18 protein-coding genes and 2 pseudogenes are annotated in these 19,306 nt (G+C 64.4%); 14 read left to right on the top strand and 6 right to left on the bottom strand.

Going from position 1 to position 19,306, the window contains the following annotated elements; genetic code table 11:
* The first annotated feature begins 11 nt into the window (after positions 1-11).
* The 3 genes from V1280_RS10370 to hisC are packed head-to-tail and all read left to right on the top strand — an operon-like array spanning position 12 to position 2,737.
* Positions 12-308 (top strand): DUF1330 domain-containing protein, encoded by a 297-nt coding sequence (locus V1280_RS10370; protein ID WP_334522634.1) that lies wholly within the window; start codon positions 12-14, stop codon positions 306-308.
* 57 nt (positions 309-365) lie between these two features.
* A complete protein-coding gene (locus V1280_RS10365) occupies positions 366-1,682 on the top strand; it encodes a chloride channel protein (RefSeq protein WP_334522631.1) in 1,317 nt (438 codons plus the stop codon).
* Positions 1,679-2,737 (top strand): histidinol-phosphate transaminase, encoded by a 1,059-nt coding sequence (gene hisC, locus V1280_RS10360; RefSeq protein WP_334522628.1) that lies wholly within the window; start codon positions 1,679-1,681, stop codon positions 2,735-2,737. Before V1280_RS10365 ends, hisC begins: the two co-directional genes overlap by 4 nt.
* A gap of 160 nt (positions 2,738-2,897) precedes the next feature.
* Here the strand turns inward: hisC and V1280_RS10355 are convergent.
* A pseudogene (locus tag V1280_RS10355) lies at positions 2,898-3,912 on the bottom strand (zinc-binding alcohol dehydrogenase family protein).
* 163 nt (positions 3,913-4,075) lie between these two features.
* Positions 4,076-5,692 carry an OprO/OprP family phosphate-selective porin gene (locus V1280_RS10350; protein ID WP_334522625.1) on the bottom strand — a complete coding sequence of 539 codons (1,617 nt, stop codon included), beginning with the start codon at positions 5,690-5,692 and terminating at the stop codon, positions 4,076-4,078.
* Positions 5,693-6,008: 316 nt separating this feature from the next.
* Between V1280_RS10350 and V1280_RS10345 the strand changes: the two genes are divergently transcribed.
* From V1280_RS10345 to V1280_RS10315, 7 genes are read left to right on the top strand one after another with little or no spacing between them, the layout of a single operon-like run.
* A complete protein-coding gene (locus V1280_RS10345; RefSeq protein WP_334522622.1) occupies positions 6,009-7,412 on the top strand; it encodes a DegQ family serine endoprotease in 1,404 nt (467 codons plus the stop codon).
* Positions 7,409-8,743: a replication-associated recombination protein A gene (locus V1280_RS10340; protein WP_334522618.1), complete on the top strand. Its 1,335-nt coding sequence runs from the start codon at positions 7,409-7,411 to the stop codon at positions 8,741-8,743. Before V1280_RS10345 ends, V1280_RS10340 begins: the two co-directional genes overlap by 4 nt.
* A 60-nt stretch (positions 8,744-8,803) precedes the next feature.
* Positions 8,804-9,634, top strand: coding sequence for a helix-turn-helix transcriptional regulator (locus tag V1280_RS10335; protein ID WP_334522615.1), 831 nt, complete (start codon positions 8,804-8,806; stop codon positions 9,632-9,634).
* On the top strand, positions 9,631-9,855 hold the full coding sequence (locus V1280_RS10330) for a hypothetical protein (RefSeq protein WP_334522612.1): 225 nt from the start codon (positions 9,631-9,633) through the stop codon (positions 9,853-9,855). Before V1280_RS10335 ends, V1280_RS10330 begins: the two co-directional genes overlap by 4 nt.
* 40 nt (positions 9,856-9,895) lie before the next feature.
* A complete protein-coding gene (locus V1280_RS10325) occupies positions 9,896-10,180 on the top strand; it encodes a type II toxin-antitoxin system RelE/ParE family toxin (protein ID WP_334522610.1) in 285 nt (94 codons plus the stop codon).
* A gap of 9 nt (positions 10,181-10,189) precedes the next feature.
* Positions 10,190-10,507 carry a HigA family addiction module antitoxin gene (locus tag V1280_RS10320; RefSeq protein ID WP_334522607.1) on the top strand — a complete coding sequence of 106 codons (318 nt, stop codon included), beginning with the start codon at positions 10,190-10,192 and terminating at the stop codon, positions 10,505-10,507.
* Positions 10,504-11,718, top strand: a complete 1,215-nt coding sequence (locus V1280_RS10315; protein WP_334522603.1) for an RluA family pseudouridine synthase — start codon at positions 10,504-10,506, stop codon at positions 11,716-11,718. Before V1280_RS10320 ends, V1280_RS10315 begins: the two co-directional genes overlap by 4 nt.
* A 168-nt stretch (positions 11,719-11,886) precedes the next feature.
* Here V1280_RS10315 and V1280_RS10310 read toward each other — a convergent pair whose 3' ends face one another.
* Positions 11,887-12,333 carry a hypothetical protein gene (locus tag V1280_RS10310; protein ID WP_334522600.1) on the bottom strand — a complete coding sequence of 149 codons (447 nt, stop codon included), beginning with the start codon at positions 12,331-12,333 and terminating at the stop codon, positions 11,887-11,889.
* Between the two features lie 89 nt (positions 12,334-12,422).
* Between V1280_RS10310 and V1280_RS10305 the strand changes: the two genes are divergently transcribed.
* The 3 genes and pseudogenes from V1280_RS10305 (at position 12,423) to V1280_RS10295 (ending at position 15,160) form a co-directional block, all read left to right on the top strand.
* Complete coding sequence (locus V1280_RS10305) at positions 12,423-13,217, top strand: ATP12 family chaperone protein (protein WP_334522596.1); 795 nt, start codon at positions 12,423-12,425, stop codon at positions 13,215-13,217.
* A gap of 57 nt (positions 13,218-13,274) precedes the next feature.
* A pseudogene (gene fliK / locus V1280_RS10300) lies at positions 13,275-14,846 on the top strand (flagellar hook-length control protein FliK); the annotation flags it as partial.
* Positions 14,732-15,160, top strand: coding sequence for an EscU/YscU/HrcU family type III secretion system export apparatus switch protein (locus V1280_RS10295; RefSeq protein ID WP_334522594.1), 429 nt, complete (start codon positions 14,732-14,734; stop codon positions 15,158-15,160). The pseudogene fliK and the gene V1280_RS10295, both read left to right, overlap by 115 nt.
* Positions 15,161-15,308: 148 nt before the next feature.
* Here the strand turns inward: V1280_RS10295 and V1280_RS10290 are convergent, their stop codons facing one another.
* The 3 genes from V1280_RS10290 to V1280_RS10280 all read right to left on the bottom strand — a co-directional run bounded on the left by V1280_RS10290 (position 15,309) and on the right by V1280_RS10280 (position 17,536).
* Positions 15,309-16,301, bottom strand: a complete 993-nt coding sequence (locus V1280_RS10290; RefSeq protein WP_334522591.1) for a dienelactone hydrolase family protein — start codon at positions 16,299-16,301, stop codon at positions 15,309-15,311.
* A gap of 71 nt (positions 16,302-16,372) precedes the next feature.
* On the bottom strand, positions 16,373-16,969 hold the full coding sequence (locus V1280_RS10285; protein ID WP_334538256.1) for a hypothetical protein: 597 nt from the start codon (positions 16,967-16,969) through the stop codon (positions 16,373-16,375).
* 162 nt (positions 16,970-17,131) lie between these two features.
* Entirely contained in the window at positions 17,132-17,536 is a 405-nt protein-coding gene (locus V1280_RS10280) for a DUF4260 domain-containing protein (RefSeq protein WP_334522588.1), read from the bottom strand.
* Between the two features lie 145 nt (positions 17,537-17,681).
* Here V1280_RS10280 and V1280_RS10275 point away from each other — a divergent pair, with 145 nt between their 5' ends.
* Complete coding sequence (locus V1280_RS10275) at positions 17,682-19,214, top strand: acyl-CoA carboxylase subunit beta (RefSeq protein WP_334522585.1); 1,533 nt, start codon at positions 17,682-17,684, stop codon at positions 19,212-19,214.
* Positions 19,215-19,306 lie beyond the last annotated feature (92 nt).

Genomic DNA, 19,306 nt, shown 5'->3' with positions numbered 1-19,306 from the left:
AGTGCGCGCGCATGAAAGCTTATGTGATCTCCGAAGTCGAGATGCGCGATCCCGATGGTTTCGAGGCCTATCGCGCGCTCGCCGCGAAGACGATCGCGCAATATGGCGGGCATTATCTCGTCCGCGGCGGCAAGACGGAGCTGGCGGAAGGCAACCTTCCGCCGAAGGCCATCGTGATCGTCGAATTTCCGTCGATGGCGAGGCTGAAGGAATGGTACACCTCGCCGGAATATGCCGAGGCGTTGAAGATCCGCGCCGGCGCGCTGAAGCGGCGGCTGCTGTTCGTCGAGGGCGTGGTTCCGGCCTAGCTGGTCTGCCCACTTGCCGCTTCAATTCGGAGGGTGACCAGTTAAAACAGGGGTTCCATGCTCTGGCCCCTCTCGACCCGCCACAAACGCCTGTTCAGGCTGACATCCGCGCGATGGCAGCGGCGGGCGATCTTTCTGCTCGGCGGGATCGCGGTCGGCGCTGCGGCGGTGGCGCTGGCGCAGCTCGCCGATCTCGCGCAGCAGGCCTTTTTGCTCCTTTTGGCCAAGTCGCGTTACGCCGTGCTGGCGGTGACGCCGCTCGGCTTCATGCTGTCGGCCTATCTGACGATCCGCCTGTTCCCGAACGCGCAAGGCAGCGGCATTCCGCAGGCGATCGCCGCGCGGCATCTGAGCGATCAGGCGGCGCGCGAGAGCCTGGTTTCGATCCGGATCGCGATCGGCAAGATGATCCTCACTCTGTTCGGGCTCCTCTGCGGCGGCTCGGTCGGGCGGGAAGGGCCGACCGTTCAGGTCGGCGCCTCCATCATGTTCGCGCTTGGCCGCGTCTCGCCACGCCGTCAGCCCGGGCTGATTCTGGCCGGTGCCGCCGCCGGCGTTGCCGCGGCCTTCAACACGCCGCTTGCGGGAATCGTCTTCGGCATCGAGGAGATGAGCCGCGCTTTCGAGACCCGCACATCCAGCCTCATCATTGCTGCCGTCATCGCGGCCGGCCTGACGTCGCTCGCGCTGGCTGGCAATTACGCCTATTTCGGCAGCAGCGCGATGTCGCTGGTGCGTGGCGCCGACTGGCTGGCCGTTCCGCTTTGTGGTGTGGTCGGTGGCCTCGCAGGCGGGCTGTTCAGCCGCGCTGTCATCGCCATGGCGCGCGGCTTCAAGAATCCGCTCGGACACGCGATCAAGGGTCATCCGCTCTGGTTCGCATTTGCCTGCGGCCTCGCCGTCGCGATTTGCGGCCTGATATCCGGCGACACGATCTATGGCACGGGTTATGTGCAGGTGAAGGAGGCGCTGGATCACGGCACGCCGCTGCCGCGAGACTTCGGCGTTCTCAAGCTCCTGGCCACCACCTTTGCTGCGATCAGCGGCATACCGGGCGGCATCTTCTCGCCGTCGCTGGCCGTCGGGGCCGGGATCGGCAGCAATATCGCGGCGTTGTTCCACGACGCGCCGCTCGGTGCGGTCATGCTGCTCGGCATGGTCTCGTATTTCGCCGGGGTCGTGCAGGCGCCGATTACCGCCTTCGTGATCGTGACCGAGATGACCGACAATCACGGCATGGTCGTGCCGTTGATGGCAGCCGCGCTGATCGCGCATTTCGTCTCGCGGATGATCTGCGAGGAGGGTATTTATCACGCGCTCGCAAAAGGCTTCGTCGAGCGGGCGACGCGTCCGCGTGAGGGGGAGGGAAGATGAGCCGTTTCTGGAGCAGCTTGACGCATGATTTGAAGCCCTACGTGCCGGGCGAGCAGCCTCGTATGGCGGACCTGGTCAAGCTGAACACCAATGAGAACCCGCTCGGTCCGTCTCCGCGTGCGCTGGACGCGATCCGCGGCGCGGCAGCCGACACGCTGCGTCTTTATCCGGACCCGCAGGCGACCGCGCTGCGGGCCGCCCTGGCCGCCTATCACGGCGTGAGACCCGAGCAGGTGTTCGTCGGCAATGGCTCGGACGAGGTGCTGGCGCATGCCTTCGTCGCGCTGCTGAAGCACGATGCACCGCTGCTCTTTCCCGACATCACCTACAGTTTCTACCCCGTCTATTGCGGTCTGTTCGGCATCGCCTACGAGACCGTGCCGCTCGATCAGGCCATGCAGATCCGCGTCGCCGATTATCGCCGGCCGGCCGGCGCGATCATCGTCCCCAATCCGAACGCACCGACGGGGATCGCGCTGTCTCGCGCCGAGATCACGACGCTGCTGGAAGAGCGCCCGGACGTGCCTGTGGTCGTCGACGAGGCCTATGTCGATTTCGGCGCCGAGACCGCGATTCCGCTGGTGGCGTCGCATCGGAATCTCCTGGTCGTGCAGACCATGTCCAAGTCGCGCGCCCTGGCCGGGCTGCGGGTCGGATACGCGATCGGCGATGTCGATCTGATCGATGCGCTGACGCGCGTGAAGGACAGTTTCAATTCATATCCGCTCGGCCGGCCCGCCCAGGCCGGCGCGATCGCCACCCTGGAGGACGAATCCTATTTCCAGCAGAGCCGTGTGCGCGTGATCGAGGGCAGGGAGCGGCTGACCCGCGGACTGAAGGCTGCCGGTTTCCAGGTGCTGCCGTCCCTGGCCAACTTCGTGTTCGCGCGCCATCCCGCCCATGAGGGGGCAGCGCTTGCGGCGGCGCTGCGGGAGCAGGCGGTGATCGTCCGCCACTTTTCCGCGGCTCGCATCTCGGACTATCTGCGGATCACCGTGGGTACGGATGAGCAGATCGACAGGCTGTTGTCGGCGTTGTCGCGGATCTTGAAATAACGACAGATGGTGGGCGTCCCCGTCGCTGTCGCTAGACTACAACTGCCGTAGGGTGGGCAAAGCGGAGCGTGCCCACGTCTTGCCGTCGCATCGGGGAGATGGTGGGCACGGCGCAAGTGCGCCTTTGCCCACCCTACGAGACCTACTACGACGCTTACGTCTACCACCCCTCCAGCACGATCTTCCCGCGCGACTTGCCGCTCTCGAGCAGCGCGTGTGCGCGCTTGAGGTTGGCTGCGTTGATCGTGCCAAGGGTCTGGTCGAGCGTGGTGCGCAGCACGCCCTTGTCGATGAGGTCGGCGACGTCGTTGAGCAGATAATGCTGCGCGATCATGTCGGTCGTCCCAAACGAGGAGCGCGTGAACATCGATTCCCAATGCACCGAGATCGCCTTGCCCTTGAATGCGCTCACGTTGAATTCCGGGGGATCGTCGATCAGGCCGAAGCGGCCCTGCGGCGCCATGAATTCGGCAATGCTCTTGTAGTGCTGGTCGGTGAAGGTGAGGCTCGCCACCAGCGCGACCGGCGGCAGCTTCAGCATCTCGATCTGCTCCTTCATCGGCTTGCCGTGATCGATTACCGCATGCGCGCCGAGATCGAGGCACCATTTCTGCGACTCCGGCCGCGTCGCGGTCGCAACCACGGTGAGGCCGGTGAGGCGGCGCGCGAGCTGGATCAGGATCGAGCCGACACCGCCGGCGCCGCCGGTGATGAGCAGCGTGCGCGGATCGACGCTCTTGCCGGGGACTGCGCCGAGACGGTCGAACAGTAATTCCCAGGCGGTGATGGAGGTGAGGGGGAGGGCGGCTCCTTGCGCGAACGACAGCGACTTCGGCTTGTTGCCGACGATGCGCTCGTCGACCAGGTGGAATTCGGAGTTGGTGCCCGGGCGCTGGATCGAGCCCGCGTAAAACACCTCGTCGCCCGGCTTGAACAAGGTGACCTCGGGCCCGACGGCGTCGACCACGCCGGCTGCGTCATAGCCCAAAATCTTGGTCTCGCCTTCGGGCGGGGCGGCGCGCTTGCGCACCTTGTAATCGACCGCGGTTGGCCGAGATCGCCTTCACGGCGACGCGGATGTCGCGTCCCTTGGGCTCGGGTTTGGTGGTCTCGAAATCAATCAGCGCGTCCTGATCTTCGATCGGAAGCGATTTTTTGTAGCCGACGGCCTTCATGGCTTGTCTCCATCAGATGGCGTGTTCGCCTGCCGCTCTAACTGTCGCCATGGCTCCCATTTGGCAAGTACTGCGAATTCGGGGACATAGTACCCGTTTGGATACCATTGCCGGGAGCGGCACGTGCCACTCCCGGCGCTTTTTGTCAGAATGCGACGTCAGGTCAGAACGCGACCTGGGTACGCATCGCGATCGCATTGAACGTCGAGCCCGTATTCACCGCGGAGACGGCGCTCGCCTGCTTGGAGATGTCGCCATGCAGATAGTCGAGCATGAAGCGGACGTTGTTGTTGACGTACCAGTTCAGCGCGGCGGTATAGATGGTCTGGCGTCCACCCGCGATGCCGGCCGCAGTCGCGAGCTGATCGTTCAGATTCATCGTGCTCACGCGTCCGGCGATTTCCCAGGCACCCCAGCCGCCGCCGGTGAGGGAGAAGGGATTTGCCGGCTTGACGCCGCCGTACGAGGCGCTCGCCGCGTTGTAGGCACGGCCCTCGCCGGTCAGCACGTAACCGACCTGCGCGTAGCCACCATCGAATTTCAGGCTCGACGCGCCGAACGGCGGCAGGCCTGTGTTGGCTGTGCGATCGACGTTGAACCAGTAGTATTCGCCCTGCGCGATGAACGCGCCATAGGTCGCCGCCGCCTCGACGCCGTAGACCTGTGCTCCGGAGACGTTGGCGATCGCGCCGGTCGATATCAGCGTCGTCGGATCGATCCGCAGCTCCCCCCGGTCGCTGAGCGTGAGTGTCTGCGCCTGCGTTATCAGATTACGCGGCGGCTGGATCAGCCATTCCGCGTCCGCGCCGATATGCACCGAGTAGCCGTTGCCGCTGATCGGATTGCCGGCGACGCGAACGACCGCGCCATATTGCTCGCTGGTGCCGGGCGGAGAGACGCTGGACGCAGAGTGGATCTGGCCCGTGGTCGGTCCGGTGACATAGGCGCCCATCCAGAGCTGGTCATTCCACCAGCGGGTGCCGACGGCCGAGCGGAAGTCGCCGGCCGCGATGTTTTGCGCGATGATGCCGGCCGAGGCGCGCTCCATGAACATGATGTCGTTGGAGCTGGTGGATTCGTCGAGCGTCCAGGCGATGTCCATGACGCCGGCTTCGATCGCCATCTTGCCGCCGAATGGCTTGAGGCCGGTGTAGCTGAGAAAGGCATTCTCGATGCCCGACGTCCCGCCGCCCGGCAGGAAGCCGACAGGGGTGGCGCCGGCCGCGCCGGTGCCGCCAAACCCGTCAGCCGTGCCGCCGAAGTCGTAGATCAGGGAGTAATTCCAGTCGCCGAAGAACTTGCCGACGATGCCGATACGCGCACGGCGGACGTTCTCGCCGCTGTCGAGCTGTTGCGGCACAGTCGCTGCCGTGTTGGGACGATAATTGTAACCGCCGACATCCCAGTGCACGCGGCTGGTGATGGCGACGCAGTTCTGCTCGTCTGCGGTGCAGATGGTCGGCCGGTTGTTTGGCATCGTCACCACGACGCCGGATGGTGCGACCGGCCCCTTGACCGGAATGGCGGCGTTGGCGTTGGCGACCACGGCCTTCGCCTCCGAGCGCGCCTCGGCTTTCGCTTCTGCCTTCGTCTTTGCCGCGGCCGCCGTGTTCGCGGCAGTCTGGTTCTGAAGCTTGTCGAGCTTCTGCTCCAGCATCTTCAACTGCTGTTTCAGCAGTGCAATCTCCTGATCGCTGCTTGCTGATTGTGCCTGGGCCTGCGATGCCACCAGCACCCCGGCGAGCCCAATCGCCGTGGCTGTTATTCTTGTCCTGCTCACGTCACCACTCCATCGGTTCGACCAACTTCCCCAAGTCGTAACGGGAGAGCCTAAGAATGATCGATGACTGTCCCGCGACAGCGCGCTACGGCTGCAATGGTTCCACCTGATGCAAATTCGCCGCAGCCGAATCCGCCACTCCGCAGCATGCAATATGACGCGCATCATGCCAATGTGCAGCGCCTCCCAAATTGTCATTTTGTACGCGGAGCTGGCATGCCGGCCACACTGGAAGGGGCCCGAATATTGCCGCCCGGCGCCCTTCTATTGGGGGGCGAACGCGCCTATATTCCGGCCTCTTTTCCAAGAGGTAGGAATGTTTCGAGCGAACTGGACCGCCATCGTCACGGCATTGTGCATAGGCTTTTCGGCCCACTTCAATCCGGCGGCGGCGCAGGACCGTCGTGTCCCGTCGTCGCCGGCCGAGCTGCGGCTGTCCTATGCGCCGATCGTGCAGCGGGTGCAGCCGGCGGTCGTCAACGTCTATGCCGCCAAGGTGGTGCAGAACCGCAATCCGCTGCTGGACGACCCGATCTTCCGCCGTTTCTTCGGCGGCGGCCAGCAGCAGGAGCAGGTGCAGCGGTCGCTGGGTTCGGGCGTGATCGTCGATTCCTCCGGGCTCGTCGTCACCAACGTCCATGTCATCGAGGGCGCCGACCAGGTGAAGGTGTCGCTGTCGGACAAGCGCGAGTTCGAGGCTGAGATCGTGCTGAAGGACTCCCGCAGCGATCTCGCGGTGCTGCGTCTGAAGGATACCAAGGAGAAGTTTCCGGCGCTCGAATTCACCAATTCGGATGAGCTGATGGTCGGCGACGTCGTGATGGCGATCGGCAACCCTTTCGGCGTCGGCCAGACCGTGACCCACGGCATCATCTCGGCGCTCGCGCGCACGCAGGTCGGCATCACCGACTACCAGTTCTTCATCCAGACTGATGCTGCGATCAATCCCGGCAATTCCGGCGGCGCGCTGGTCGACATGAACGGCCGGCTTGCCGGCATCAACACCGCGATCTACTCGCGCTCCGGCGGCTCGCAGGGCATCGGCTTTGCGATCCCCGCCAACATGGTGCGCGTCGTCGTCGCCTCCGCCAAGGGCGGCGGCAAGGCGGTGAAGCGGCCATGGCTAGGGGCGAAGCTGCAGGCGGTGACGCCCGAGATCGCCGAGAGCCTCGGCCTGCGCTCGCCTAGCGGTGCGCTGGTCGCAAGCGTCGTCCCCAACGGGCCCGCCGCGAAGGCGGGATTGAAATCCTCCGACCTCATCACCGGGATCGATGGCCAGACCGTGGACGATCCCAACGCGTTCGACTACCGCTTCGCCACCCGTCCGCTCGGCGGTACGGCGCAGATCGACGTACAGCGCGGCGGCAAGCCGACGAAGCTGGCTGTGGCACTGGAGACTGCGCCGGATACGGGGCGTAACGAGCTCGTCGTCACCGCGCGCTCGCCGTTCCAGGGCGCGAAGGTCTCCAGCATCACGCCTGCGGTGGCCGACGAGCTGCATCTCGACGCCGATACCGAAGGTGTCGTCATCACCGAGCTCGGTGATGACTCGCCGGCCGCTCAGGTCGGTTTCCAGAAGGGCGACATCATTGTGACCGTCAACAACCAGAAGATCGGCAAGACCGGCGACCTCGAGAAGGCGGCGGGCGTAAGCCAGCGGCTCTGGCGCATCACGCTGGTGCGCGGCGGCCAGCAGATCAACGTCACGCTGGGCGGATGAGTCCGAAACGACCACAGGAGACGCCGACGCTCTTTGCCGCGGCGGGGCTCGATCAAGAAGCCCCGCACCCGCTGCCGGATCGCTTACGGCCGCGTGCACTGTCGGAGGTCGTCGGCCAGGATCACATCCTCGGCCCCGACGGCGCGCTGACGCGCATGCTGGAGACCCGCACGCTCGGTTCGCTGGTGTTCTGGGGGCCGCCCGGCACCGGCAAGACCACGGTGGCGCGGCTGCTCGCGGATGCGACCGATCTGCATTTCGAGCAGATCTCCGCGGTGTTCTCCGGCGTCGCTGATTTGAAGAAAGCATTCGATGCCGCGCGCGCCCGCCGCGAGATGGGCAAGGGCACGCTGCTGTTCGTCGACGAGGTGCATCGTTTCAACCGCGCCCAGCAGGATTCGTTTCTGCCGGTGATGGAGGACGGCACCGTCGTCATGGTCGGCGCCACCACCGAAAACCCGTCCTTCGAGCTCAACGCGGCGCTTCTGTCTCGCGCGCGCGTGCTGGTGTTTCGCTCGCTCGACGCCGCCGCGATCGAAAAACTGTTCGCGCATGCCGAGGAGGTCGAGGGCCGCAAGCTGCCGCTCGATGAAGAGGCGCGCGCCGTGCTGGTGCGCATGGCCGATGGTGACGGCCGTGCCTCGCTGACTCTTGCCGAAGAGGTCTGGCGTTCGGCGCGGGCGGATGAGATTTTCAACGCCGCGCAGTTGCAGGACATTTTGCAACGCCGCGCCCCGATCTACGACAAGTCGGCCGACGGCCATTACAATCTGATCTCGGCGCTGCATAAATCGGTGCGTGGCTCCGATCCGGACGCCGCACTCTACTATCTCGCACGCATGTTGGACGCCGGCGAGGACCCGCTGTTCCTGGCGCGTCGCGTCGTGCGCATGGCGGTCGAGGACATCGGCCTTGCCGATCCGCAGGCGCTCGTCATCGCCAATGCGGCGAAGGACGCCTTCGACTTCCTCGGCCATCCCGAGGGCGAGCTCGCGATCGCGCAGGCCGTGGTCTATCTCGCCACTGCGCCGAAATCGAACGCGGTCTATATGGCCTTCGGCACGGCGATGCAGGTCGCCAAACAGGCCGGCTCGCTGCTGCCGCCAAAGCACATCCTGAACTCGCCGACCAAGCTGATGAAGTCGGAGGGCTACGGCGCAGCTTACGAGTACGACCACGACACGCCCGACGCCTTCTCCGGCCAGGACTACTTCCCGGAAGCCCTGGGCCGCCAGACCTTCTACGACCCGCCCGAGCGCGGTTTCGAGCGGGAGATCCGCAAGCGGCTGGATTACTGGGCCAAGCTGCGCAAGGAGCGGGGCGAGAAATAGCCAAACAGCTCTTGCGGAAAACACGATTCTGTGTAATACACATATTAGTGTTAATGAGGCATGGTGGTGGTCAAAAACCGCATTGCGCACCTGCGGAAAGCTCGCGGGCTGACGCAGCAGGCGTTGGCCAAATTGGCTGGCACTAGCCAGCAGCAAGTTCAACGGATTGAGGCCGGTGTTCAGGGCGCGCAGCTAGAACTGGCCTTAAAAATATCTGCTGCACTCGGCGCTGAACTTCCTGACGTGTTTCCCTCTCTCGACCCTAAGCCCAAGAAGGGACTTAGGGACTCTCGCTATTTCATAGATAGCGCGAAGCTGAGAGAGGCAGGTCTCGATCCTGATCCCAAAAGCTGGACGGTTAAATTCTTCGCTTTCGATGGACGTGTCTTTGAGTACGTGGTCCCTAGTGACGAGAAGGATCGTCTGGAGAAGATATTCAGTAGAACTGGCGAGGGCATAGTTGTCTTCTCCGCCCGCACCCACTGGGTCGCGATCAATCAAAATAGGATTGCCGCGACTCAGTTTCTCTTCGATCTCGGCGTTTCGTTCGAAGACGAGAAGGAAGAGAAGCTAGAGCTTCGGCTGCATTTGATTAGCGCCGAGCAACCAATTGTATTTGGCATCGAGCCCGACACTCTCCTCCTAGAGGAGGATGACGATGGTAGCGCATCCCAGATGCAAAACCTATTTAGCCAGCTCGAGACGGGCTTCGTCAATGAGATGGTCGATTTTTATGATGAAGATAGAGAACGCGTCTATCTCATGCCCACACAAATGCTTGTCGTTGAGGTTCCTGTAGTCTGTTGCGAGCCTGCACTTTGGAATGCGGAGGTAGAAGAGTCGCTAGAAGGGCAGAGGGGCTCAGCGCAATCAAGGGACGATCGGAAATGACTGCTATCTTCGCGGTCAACTGGACTTTGGCAGTCTTATCTTTTGCCGCGGCAGCTATCTTCTTTTGGCGCAGAGACAGGATTGCAGGGCTATGCTTTGTCATTGTATTTATCGTACTTCTTGGCGGGATTTTCGAGAAGCGCCTCGTTCTGACCAGCGCAATGCTCAACATTACATTTGAGCAGGACCATGGGACGCAGGAAGTGCCCGTGCATCAATAATTACAGTTTACGTAAACCGTAAATCATGCTAGGGAATAGTATGATCGTCAACTACAGCGACAAGCGCACCGAGCGATTTGCCGCTGGCCAGCACGTCAAGGAATTCTCGGGATTTGTCCGCCAGGCAGAGACGCGGCTGGATCGATTGGATGCGGCGACCAGTCTGGCTGATTTGGCGGCATTGCCCGGTAATCGACTTGAAGCTTTGAAGGGCGATCGCGCAGGACAATTCTCGATCCGGGTCAACGATCAATGGCGGATCTGCTTTAGTTGGCCGGAGGGATCGCCCGGTCCGATCGATGTTGAGATCGTCGATTACCACTGAAGGAAGCCTATGCCTCGCACGCCCATTCATCCCGGAGAGCAGCTCGCCGAAGAGCTGCGCGAACTCGGCATCACCGCCGCGGAGTTGTCGCGTCAGATCGATGTGCCGGTCAATCGCATCACCGGCATTATCAACGGACAGCGCGGCATTACCGCCGATACGGCCCTGCGCCTTGGTCATTGGTTTGGCACGAGTCCGCAATTCTGGATGAACCTGCAACAGCAATATGAGCTGCGGCTGGCGGAGAGAGAGGTAGGCGCCCAGGTTGCGTCGCTGCCTCGCCGCGCCAACGCGCAGTCGACACGAAAGCTTGGAAAGACAGCATGAGCCGCCGCATCAAGAGAATGAACCCGAAGCCTCGCGAGCGCGATGAGCGCAAGGAGGCGCGTCCGTTCAAGCCGGGTGGTGCGAAGAAGGCCGGGCCGCGTCCGGGGGCTAAGCCAGGGACCAAGCAGCCGCGCTTTGCAGCAGAGCGCACCGAACGGCGTGCGCCCAAGGTTGCAATGGAAGAGCCGGCTGCGGCAAAGCCAGTGGAGGTGCTGCTGCCGACCAAGGTGCAGACCGTCAAGGTGACGGCCGACGAGAACAATATGCGCGTCGACCGTTTCCTCGAAGCGCGCTTTCCCGGCCTGTCGTTCTCCCACATCCAGCGCGTCGTCCGTAAAGGCGAGCTGCGCGTCGACGGCAAGCGGGTCGACAGCAAGGACCGCCTGGAGGAGGGGCAGAGCGTCCGCATTCCGCCGCTGAAGCTCGACACGCCGAAGGCGGTGGGCGAACTGTCGGAAGGCGCACAGAAGACGCTTGCCGCGTTGAAGGAGATGACGATCTACGAGGACGACGACGTTCTCGTGCTGAACAAGCCGTTCGGGCTTGCGGTGCAGGGCGGCTCCGGCACGACGCGACACATCGATCAGATGCTGGAGGTGATGCGCGATTCCAAGGGCCAGAAGCCACGGCTTGTGCACCGGATCGACAAGGACACGTCGGGCTGCCTGCTGATCGCCAAGACACGCTTTGCCGCCTCGCATCTGACCGGCGCGTTCCGCTCGCGCTCGGCGCGAAAGACCTATTGGGCGCTGGTGCCGGGCCTGCCGAAGCCGAAGCAGGGCCGCATCTCGACCTTCCTCGCCAAGGAGGAGAGCGAGGACGACACCATCATGCGCATCGCGCAGCATGGCGACGAGGGCGCGAGCCACGCGGTGACGTACTACGCGGTGGTCGAGACCGCCGGCAACAAGCTGACCTGGGTGTCGCTGAAGCCGGTGACGGGGCGCACCCATCAGCTGCGCGCCCACATGGAGCATATCGGCCATCCCATCGTCGGCGATCCCAAATATTTCAACATCGAGAACTGGCAGTTGCCGGGCGGCCTGCAAAACCGACTGCATCTGCTGGCGCGGCGTATCGTCATCCCGCATCCGCGCGGCGGCGTCATCGATGCCACCGCGCAGCTGCCGCAGCACATGCAGCAGTCGTGGAATCTGCTCGGGCTGGACGCGAGCCGGTTCGACCCGATCGAGAACGCGCCGGAGGAGTAGGGAGCTGCTCGCCACGCACTCAGTGTCATCGCCCGCGAAGGCGGGCGATCCAGTATTCCAGCGGCCAGCGTTAGAGAGCTCGCTCTTACCACATCCGGCGCGGCGTACTGGATGCCCCGCCTTCGCGGGGCATGACAGCGGTGATTGTGGCTACGAAAAGCCACCCCCTCAATTCCGAAACTGCTCCAGAAACATCCGCAAACTATCATGCGGGCTCTCGACATCTGCAATCAGCCAGCCCTCCGGACCGTTGACCAGGATGAAGTTCAGCGCGACCTTCCGGCCGTGATTGTCGAAATTCGCTGCAACATAAGTCTTGTCGTATTGCCTGCGGATGATCGCGATCGCGACCGGGCCGAGCTTCCAGCTCGGGCTCTGCACCAGGAAATCGTAGGGCTCGGTCCGTGGGCCGCTCCACGCCTTGCGCAAGGAGGGGTCGAAGAATTGCCGGGTGGTCGCATCATCCCGCGGCAGGCCCCTGGATAGCTCCGGCGCGCCCTCGCCATAATAGGCATAGACGTTGCGGACGAGCGATTCCGGGGTGCGGAAGCCGGCTTCGGCCGCTGCCAGCCAAAGCCCGGCGAACAGGGCTGCAATGCCCGCAAGTTCCCTCATGCCCGCTCGCTTTATCGGCCGCCGATCTTACCTTAAAAGCCGATCTTACTTCAAAAGCCTGCATTTAGCGGCGGAGACCGAAAACTCACATGCGCGAATTGTTCGAAGAAGCTGCCGGCCAGCCCCCGCGGGATCCGCGGGAATCATCGCGTGCGTCCGCGCGCGCGCCGCTGCGCAAGCGCTTCTATAAGGAGGTGGGCGTAGCGGAAGCCGAGGGCGGCTTCGCCATCACGCTCGACGGCAAGCCGATCCGGACGCCATCCAGCCGCCAGGTGGTTATCCCCGCGCGGGCGTTGGCGGATGCCGTGGCCGCGGAATGGGCAGCCCAAGGCGAGGCGCTCGATCCCGTGACCATGCCGCTGACGCGGATCGCCAACAGCGTGGTCGAGGGCGTGGTCGACCGCGTCGAACTCGTCACCGATGACCTCGCAAAATACCTCGAGACCGACCTGCTGTTCTATCGCGCCGGCCATCCCGAAGGGCTGGTCGCCCGCGAGGCCGCGCAGTGGGACCCCGTGCTGTTCTGGGCGGCGGAGGCGCTAGGGGCGCATTTCATCCTCTCTGAAGGCATCATGCATGTGAAGCAGCCGGACGGGGCGCTGCGTGCCGCCCGCGCGGCGCTGCCGGGGGATGCCTGGTCGGTCGCGGCGCTCCATGTGGTGACGACCCTGACCGGCTCGGCGCTGCTGGCGCTGGCGCTGGCCCATGGCGTACGCGACGCCGGCGAGGTCTGGGCTGCCGCCCATGTCGACGAGGACTGGAACATCGACCAGTGGGGCGTGGACGAGGAGGCGGCCGCCCGCCGGGCCACCCGCTTGCGGGATTTCGACGCTGCCGTGGCGGTATTGGCGGCCGTGAATCCGCTCGCGGCCAAAGGTCCTTAACGAGAGGTTTACGACGGGGCCCTAGGGTGGGATTCGTGCTCCCTGGGCCGCCCTAAGATGCCGACGCCGATAAGCTCGATCGTTCCCGTCAGTGCCGCCAGCTCTGTTGCTGATGCGGCGACGCCCGATCTTGTGCTGCAGGCCGGCAGCGTCGTCGACGCCAAGGTCGTCAGCGTGCTCGCCGACAATCTGGTGCGGATCGCGATCGCCAATCTATCGATGGATGTGATGTCCGAGGTGGCGCTGACCCCTGGACAAAATCTTCAGCTCGCGGTGTCGCAGAACGACGGCACGATTCGTCTCGCTGTGGTCAACGGGGCAGGCGAGGCGAGCGCCGATCAGGTCACGCTGACGCCGACGGCGGCCTCGCTGGTCGAGAGCCCGTCGCTTGCGCCATCCGCGACCGCAGGCCGCAATCCCTTGACGCCGACCGAGCAGGTCGCCGTCACCGCAGCCTCGACCGAAGCCGCGACGAAACAGGGCAGCCAGGCGCCGCTGTTTGCCAATCTGGCTTCCGTCGTGACCGGCAGCGATCTGCCGGCCGGCCTGAAGCAGGCCGTGCTGGATGTGTTGGCGCAACAGACGCCGCTCAACACTGCGCTTGATGGCGGCGATATCGAATCCGCCTTTCAGAAGTCCGGCCTGTTTCTCGAGGCCTCGCTTGCCGCAGGCACGACGCCGCCGTCGGGCGCGGTGCCCGACCTGAAGGCGGCGCTCCTAGTGCTGCGCCAGACGCTGGCCGCGACATCAGGAACGCTCGAGACTGCCGCGCCACCGACACAGGCCGTTGCGGTTGCGACCAACGCCGTCGCCTCGGGGCAGGCCGCAAGCTCGCCGCCTCAAGCTGCGGGCGAGGCTGTACAAGTACCGCTGCCTGACGCAGAGATAGTCCAATCGCCGCAAATGCAGCGCAACGCCAATGTCGTGGCCGCCGTGCTTGCCGACATGGTCGACGCACCGCAGGCAGCGTTGCCGCGGACGATCTCCGCAGGCCTTGCCGCGAGCCTGCTGCAAGAGGTCACGCAAAACCTGCCGCGCCTGACCGGGAATGTGCCGGGCGCCACCAAGGCCGTGCCCGATGGTCACGCGTTCGAAGCGGCCGCGCGTACGACCACGCCACCGCCGTTTCGCGGCGCGCTGCCGTCGCCGCAAGCGGTCGCCTCGCCATCGCTGACACCAGACACGCCGCTCGCCGCGGCCGTGCATCGCCTGCTCGACGACACCGATGCCGCGATCGCGCGGCAGACGCTGCTGCAGGTCGCTTCGCTGCCCGACCGCCTCGATGCCAGCGGTCATCGCACCGATCCAACCGTGCCGCAGTGGAATTTCGAGATTCCGTTTGCGACGCCGCAGGGCACCGCGATGGCGCAGTTCGAGATCTCGCGCGACGGCGGCAACGAGCAGGCCGATCCCGCCAAGCGCGCCTGGCGCGCGCGCTTCACGCTCAATGTCGAGCCGAGTGGACCCGTGCACGCGCTGATCACGCTCAACGGCGACAAGACTTTTGTGCGGATGTGGGCCGAGCGACCGGCGACGGCGCAGCAGCTCCGCGCCGGGATCGGCGAGCTCAATCAGGCGCTGACCAAAGCCGAGCTCAAGCCCGGCGACATCGTCGTGCGCGACGGCACGCCGCCGCAAGCAGCGCCCGCGCGCGCCGGGCATTTCCTGGATCGCGCCACATGAGCGACCCATCCAAGCTCGCCATTGCGCTGCATTACGAGAAGGGCACCAATGCGCCCGTCGTCGTCGCCAAGGGCAAAGGCGCGATCGGCGCCAAGATCATCGAGATCGCCAAGGCCAACGACATCCCGATCGAAGAGAACGAGATTTTGGCCGGCGCGCTCTCCAAGGTCGAGCTGGGCGAGGAGATTCCGCCCGATCTCTACAAGGCCGTGGCTGAGGTGCTGGTGTTCGTGCTGCGGCTGTCGGGGCGGGCGCGATAGCTACGCGGGCGCCTCAGAATGTGGTCTTGCCACGCGGGGACACCCGTAGGGTGGGCAAAGGCGCGCAGCGCCGTGCCCACCATCTCTCCGTGGGCACGCTTCGCTTTGCCCACCCTACGGCACCTGCGCCCGCAATGACGGAGTGCGCCTATCCCAGCTTGAACAACGCCTGCAAGAAATCCACCACGGCTTTCCGCGACTCCGCGGCCGTGGCGGGATTGCCGCCGACATGCGGGTTGAGCTCGACGCAAGTGTCCTTGTAGGTGAAGGGCGCGTTGGTATCGCCGTTCATCAGCACGCCGCCGTCGCCCTCCTTGATCTTGCAATTGCGCACGGTCTGCGCGTTGGCCGACACGGTGACCGTGTTGGCGCCGAGCAGGCCGCTGTCAAAACCGTGGGCGCTGTCGGGATATTCGGTCAGCACCACATCGCGCCCGGCGGCCTTGAGCCGCTCGACGAAGGCCTTGCAGCTCTTGACGGGATTATAATCGTCCGGCGTGCCGTGGAAGATGCGGATCGGGCGCGCCGCGACTTCGGTGTCGGTCTGGTACGTCGTCGAGCAATCCGGATAGAACGGAATGTAGGCCGCGAACTGCACGCCGGACTTGTTCCAGAGCTTGTTGAAGCGGTCGAGGCTCGCATACAGAGCCGCCTGTCCGCCGCGTGAAAAACCCATCAGCACGATGCGGTCAGGATCGACGCGGGGATGCTTCACCAGGATGTCCAGCGAGTGATAGATGTCGATGATCAGATTGAGCCGGCCGAGCAGGGCCTGGTTCGGCCCCGTCACCGTCAACCCGCGGCCGGTAAAACCGTCGATCACGAATGTCGAGATGCCCATGGCGTTGAATTCGTGCACCCAGGCGTCCGTGGTGGCGCCGACGCCGCTCGAGCCGTGCATCAGCACCACGACCGGTATCTTGCCGGTGCCCTGCGCCACGCGGAATTCGCCGGCGACCGTGACCGGCTTGCCGGCCGCGGCATCGCCGCTGAGGAACTGCCGGTCGGAGAGGGTGAGGGACGGGATCGGGAAGATCTCGGTCCGGGCCGGAGCATCCTTGGGAAGCGATTGCGCGCCGACGAGCCCGGCTGAAGCGCAGAGCGCGATGATGGCCGCAGCGACGCGGAATGCCGTCGGCATCGGATCCTCCCTTATGATTTTTGGCAAGTAGATCAACCGGCGTGCGCGCTGTCAATTTGCGCGCGGGCGCATCAGGCCTTGTCGGCCGTCTTCTTCGCCGTCAGCGCCTGGTCGATGGCAAAGCCGCCGATCTCGCTCATGGCCTGCGAGATCACGTCGCCCTTCCGCTCAAAACCCCGCGAGAGATAGTCGAACTGCGTCCGCGCCAGCCGCAGCACCTCGATCGGCACGGAGACGGCGGTCTCGTTGAAACTGTCGACGGAGGCGCGCAGCGTATCGAGCTCGGTGGTGAGCTTGCCGATGTGGCTTTCCGCATGCTGCATCAGGCCGAGCAGCTTGTCGCGTTCGGTGTCGAACGCGGCCCGGTCGGCGGCCGCGGCCGCAGTCACTTCGGCGAGCTGCACCCGCATGGCGGCGATCTGGTTGACCATGGCGTCGGAGGCAAGCTCGGCTGCCTCGTGCCGTTCGGCATGGCGCTTGCTCTCTTCCTGCTGTTCATGAAATAGCCGTTCGGCCGACATCGCCCGCTGTGTCAGCGATTCAATCAGGCTTGCCGCGCGCAGCAGCATCTCGCCGTTCCGTCCCGACACCATGCTGGCCATCCGCCGCAGGAAATCGGTGGTCTCGGACGCGCTGTTCGGAGGCAGGGGAACGACCGTGGCGGACATAAGGTGATGCTTGCAGCCGGACGTGATGACCGCCGCCGTACCGACTGAGCTCACGCAACATTCGGCGCCTGATCGTAAGCCTTGAGCAAGCCTGAATCGGCAGGCCCGGTCAACCGGCGGGAGCTGACAAAATGGCGGCCATCCCGCCGCCCGTGCGGGACGTCAGGCGTCCTTCTGCCGGCCGATCCGCCCCAGATGGGTGAAGCCGAATCCTGCCGAATATTTCAGGCCATAGCCCAGCGCCCGGTCGATGCCGATATGGGCGAGCCAGATCAACGCGATGGACAGAGTGAGGGGCGAGGCGAAGCCCAGGCCCAGTGTCATCAGCGTCACCGGCGCCATGTAGCTGTGGGCGGCGTTGTAGACCAGCGCGCCGAATTTGGCGTCCGACAGGTACGCCAGGAAGCTCAGATCCGGGACCAGGAAGAGCAACAGATAGATCGTCCAGGAGCCGCCCCAGGCCGCATAAAGCGCCGTCATGCCGGCGAACAGGGCGAGCCCCTCGAGCCGCAGCAGGATCCTGACGCCGCCGGTCACGGAGCCAGCGTCAGCAGCTCTCTCGTCCATCGTCGCCTCCCAGGCAAAACTTTGTAATTCCTTGCGCTTTCACGCTGCGGCAAGGCAGCCCTGCGGCGCCGAAAGGCGCTTCCCGGCCCGCAAAATGCCGTGTTAGAACGCCCATCACTTAAGGCTTGAGACCTGGCGGGAGCAAATGAAGAATATTTTGGACGCCCTTGAAGATCGTCGTGCCGGCGCAAAGCTCGGCGGCGGCGAGAAGCGCATCGAGGCGCAGCACGCCCGCGGCAAGCTGACCGCGCGCGAGCGCATCGAGCTGCTGCTCGACAAGGGATCGTTCGAGGAATTCGACATGTTCGTCGAGCACCGCTCCACCGAGTTCGGCATGGAGAAGAACAAGATCCCCGGCGACGGTGTCGTCACCGGCTGGGGCACCGTCAACGGCCGCAAGACGTTTGTCTTTGCCAAAGACTTCACCGTATTCGGCGGCTCGCTGTCCGAGACCCATGCGCTGAAGATCACAAAACTTCAGGACATGGCGATGAAGGCGAGGGCGCCCATCATCGGCCTCTATGACGCGGGCGGCGCGCGCATCCAGGAAGGCGTCGCCGCGCTCGCCGGCTATTCCTACGTGTTCCGCCGCAACGTGCTCGCCTCGGGCGTGATCCCGCAGATCTCGGTCATCATGGGCCCCTGCGCCGGCGGCGACGTCTATTCGCCGGCCATGACCGACTTCATCTTCATGGTGAAGAACACCAGCTACATGTTCGTCACCGGCCCGGACGTGGTGAAGACCGTGACCAACGAGGTCGTCACCGCCGAAGAGCTCGGTGGCGCCTCGGTGCACGCCACGCGCTCCTCCATCGCCGACGGCGCCTTCGAGAACGACGTCGAGACGCTGCTGCAGATGCGCCGTCTGATCGATTTCCTGCCGTCCAACAACACCGACGGCGTGCCGGAATGGCCGAGCTTCGACGACATCGGCCGGGTCGACATGTCGCTGGACACGCTGATCCCCGACAATCCGAACAAGCCCTACGACATGAAGGAGCTGATCCTGAAGGTCGTGGACGAGGGCGACTTCTTCGAGATCGCGGACGCCTTTGCGAAAAACATCGTCACCGGCTTCGGCCGCATCGCCGGCCGCACCGTCGGCTTCGTCGCCAACCAGCCGATGGTGCTGGCCGGCGTGCTCGACTCTGACGCGTCACGCAAGGCCGCGCGCTTTGTGCGCTTTTGTGACGCCTTCAACATCCCGATCGTCACCTTCGTCGACGTGCCGGGCTTCCTGCCGGGCACCGCGCAGGAATATGGCGGCCTGATCAAGCACGGCGCCAAACTCCTGTTCGCCTATTCGCAGTGCACCGTGCCGCTGATCACCATCATCACCCGTAAGGCCTATGGCGGCGCCTTCGACGTCATGGCGTCGAAGGAAATCGGCGCCGACATGAACTACGCCTGGCCGACCGCCCAGATCGCGGTGATGGGCGCCAAGGGCGCGGTCGAGATCATCTTCCGCAGTGACATCGGCGACCCCGACAAGATCGCCGCCCGCACCCAGGAATACGAAGACCGCTTCCTGTCCCCGTTCATTGCGGCCGAGCGTGGCTACATCGACGACGTCATCATGCCCCACTCGACGCGGAAACGCATCGCAAGGGCGCTGGCGATGCTGAAGGACAAGAAGGTGGAGACGCCGGCGAAGAAGCACGACAATTTGCCGTTGTGAGGGACGTAGGGCGGATTAGTTAGCGAAGCGTAATCCGCCAATCTTTTCGACAATGCATGCGGCGGATTACGGCTGCGCCTAATCCGCCCTAC

Source organism: Bradyrhizobium sp. AZCC 2230 (genome assembly GCF_036924495.1).
GTDB classification, from domain to species: domain Bacteria; phylum Pseudomonadota; class Alphaproteobacteria; order Rhizobiales; family Xanthobacteraceae; genus Bradyrhizobium; species Bradyrhizobium rifense.
This window is presented reverse-complemented; position numbering and strand designations above follow the sequence as displayed.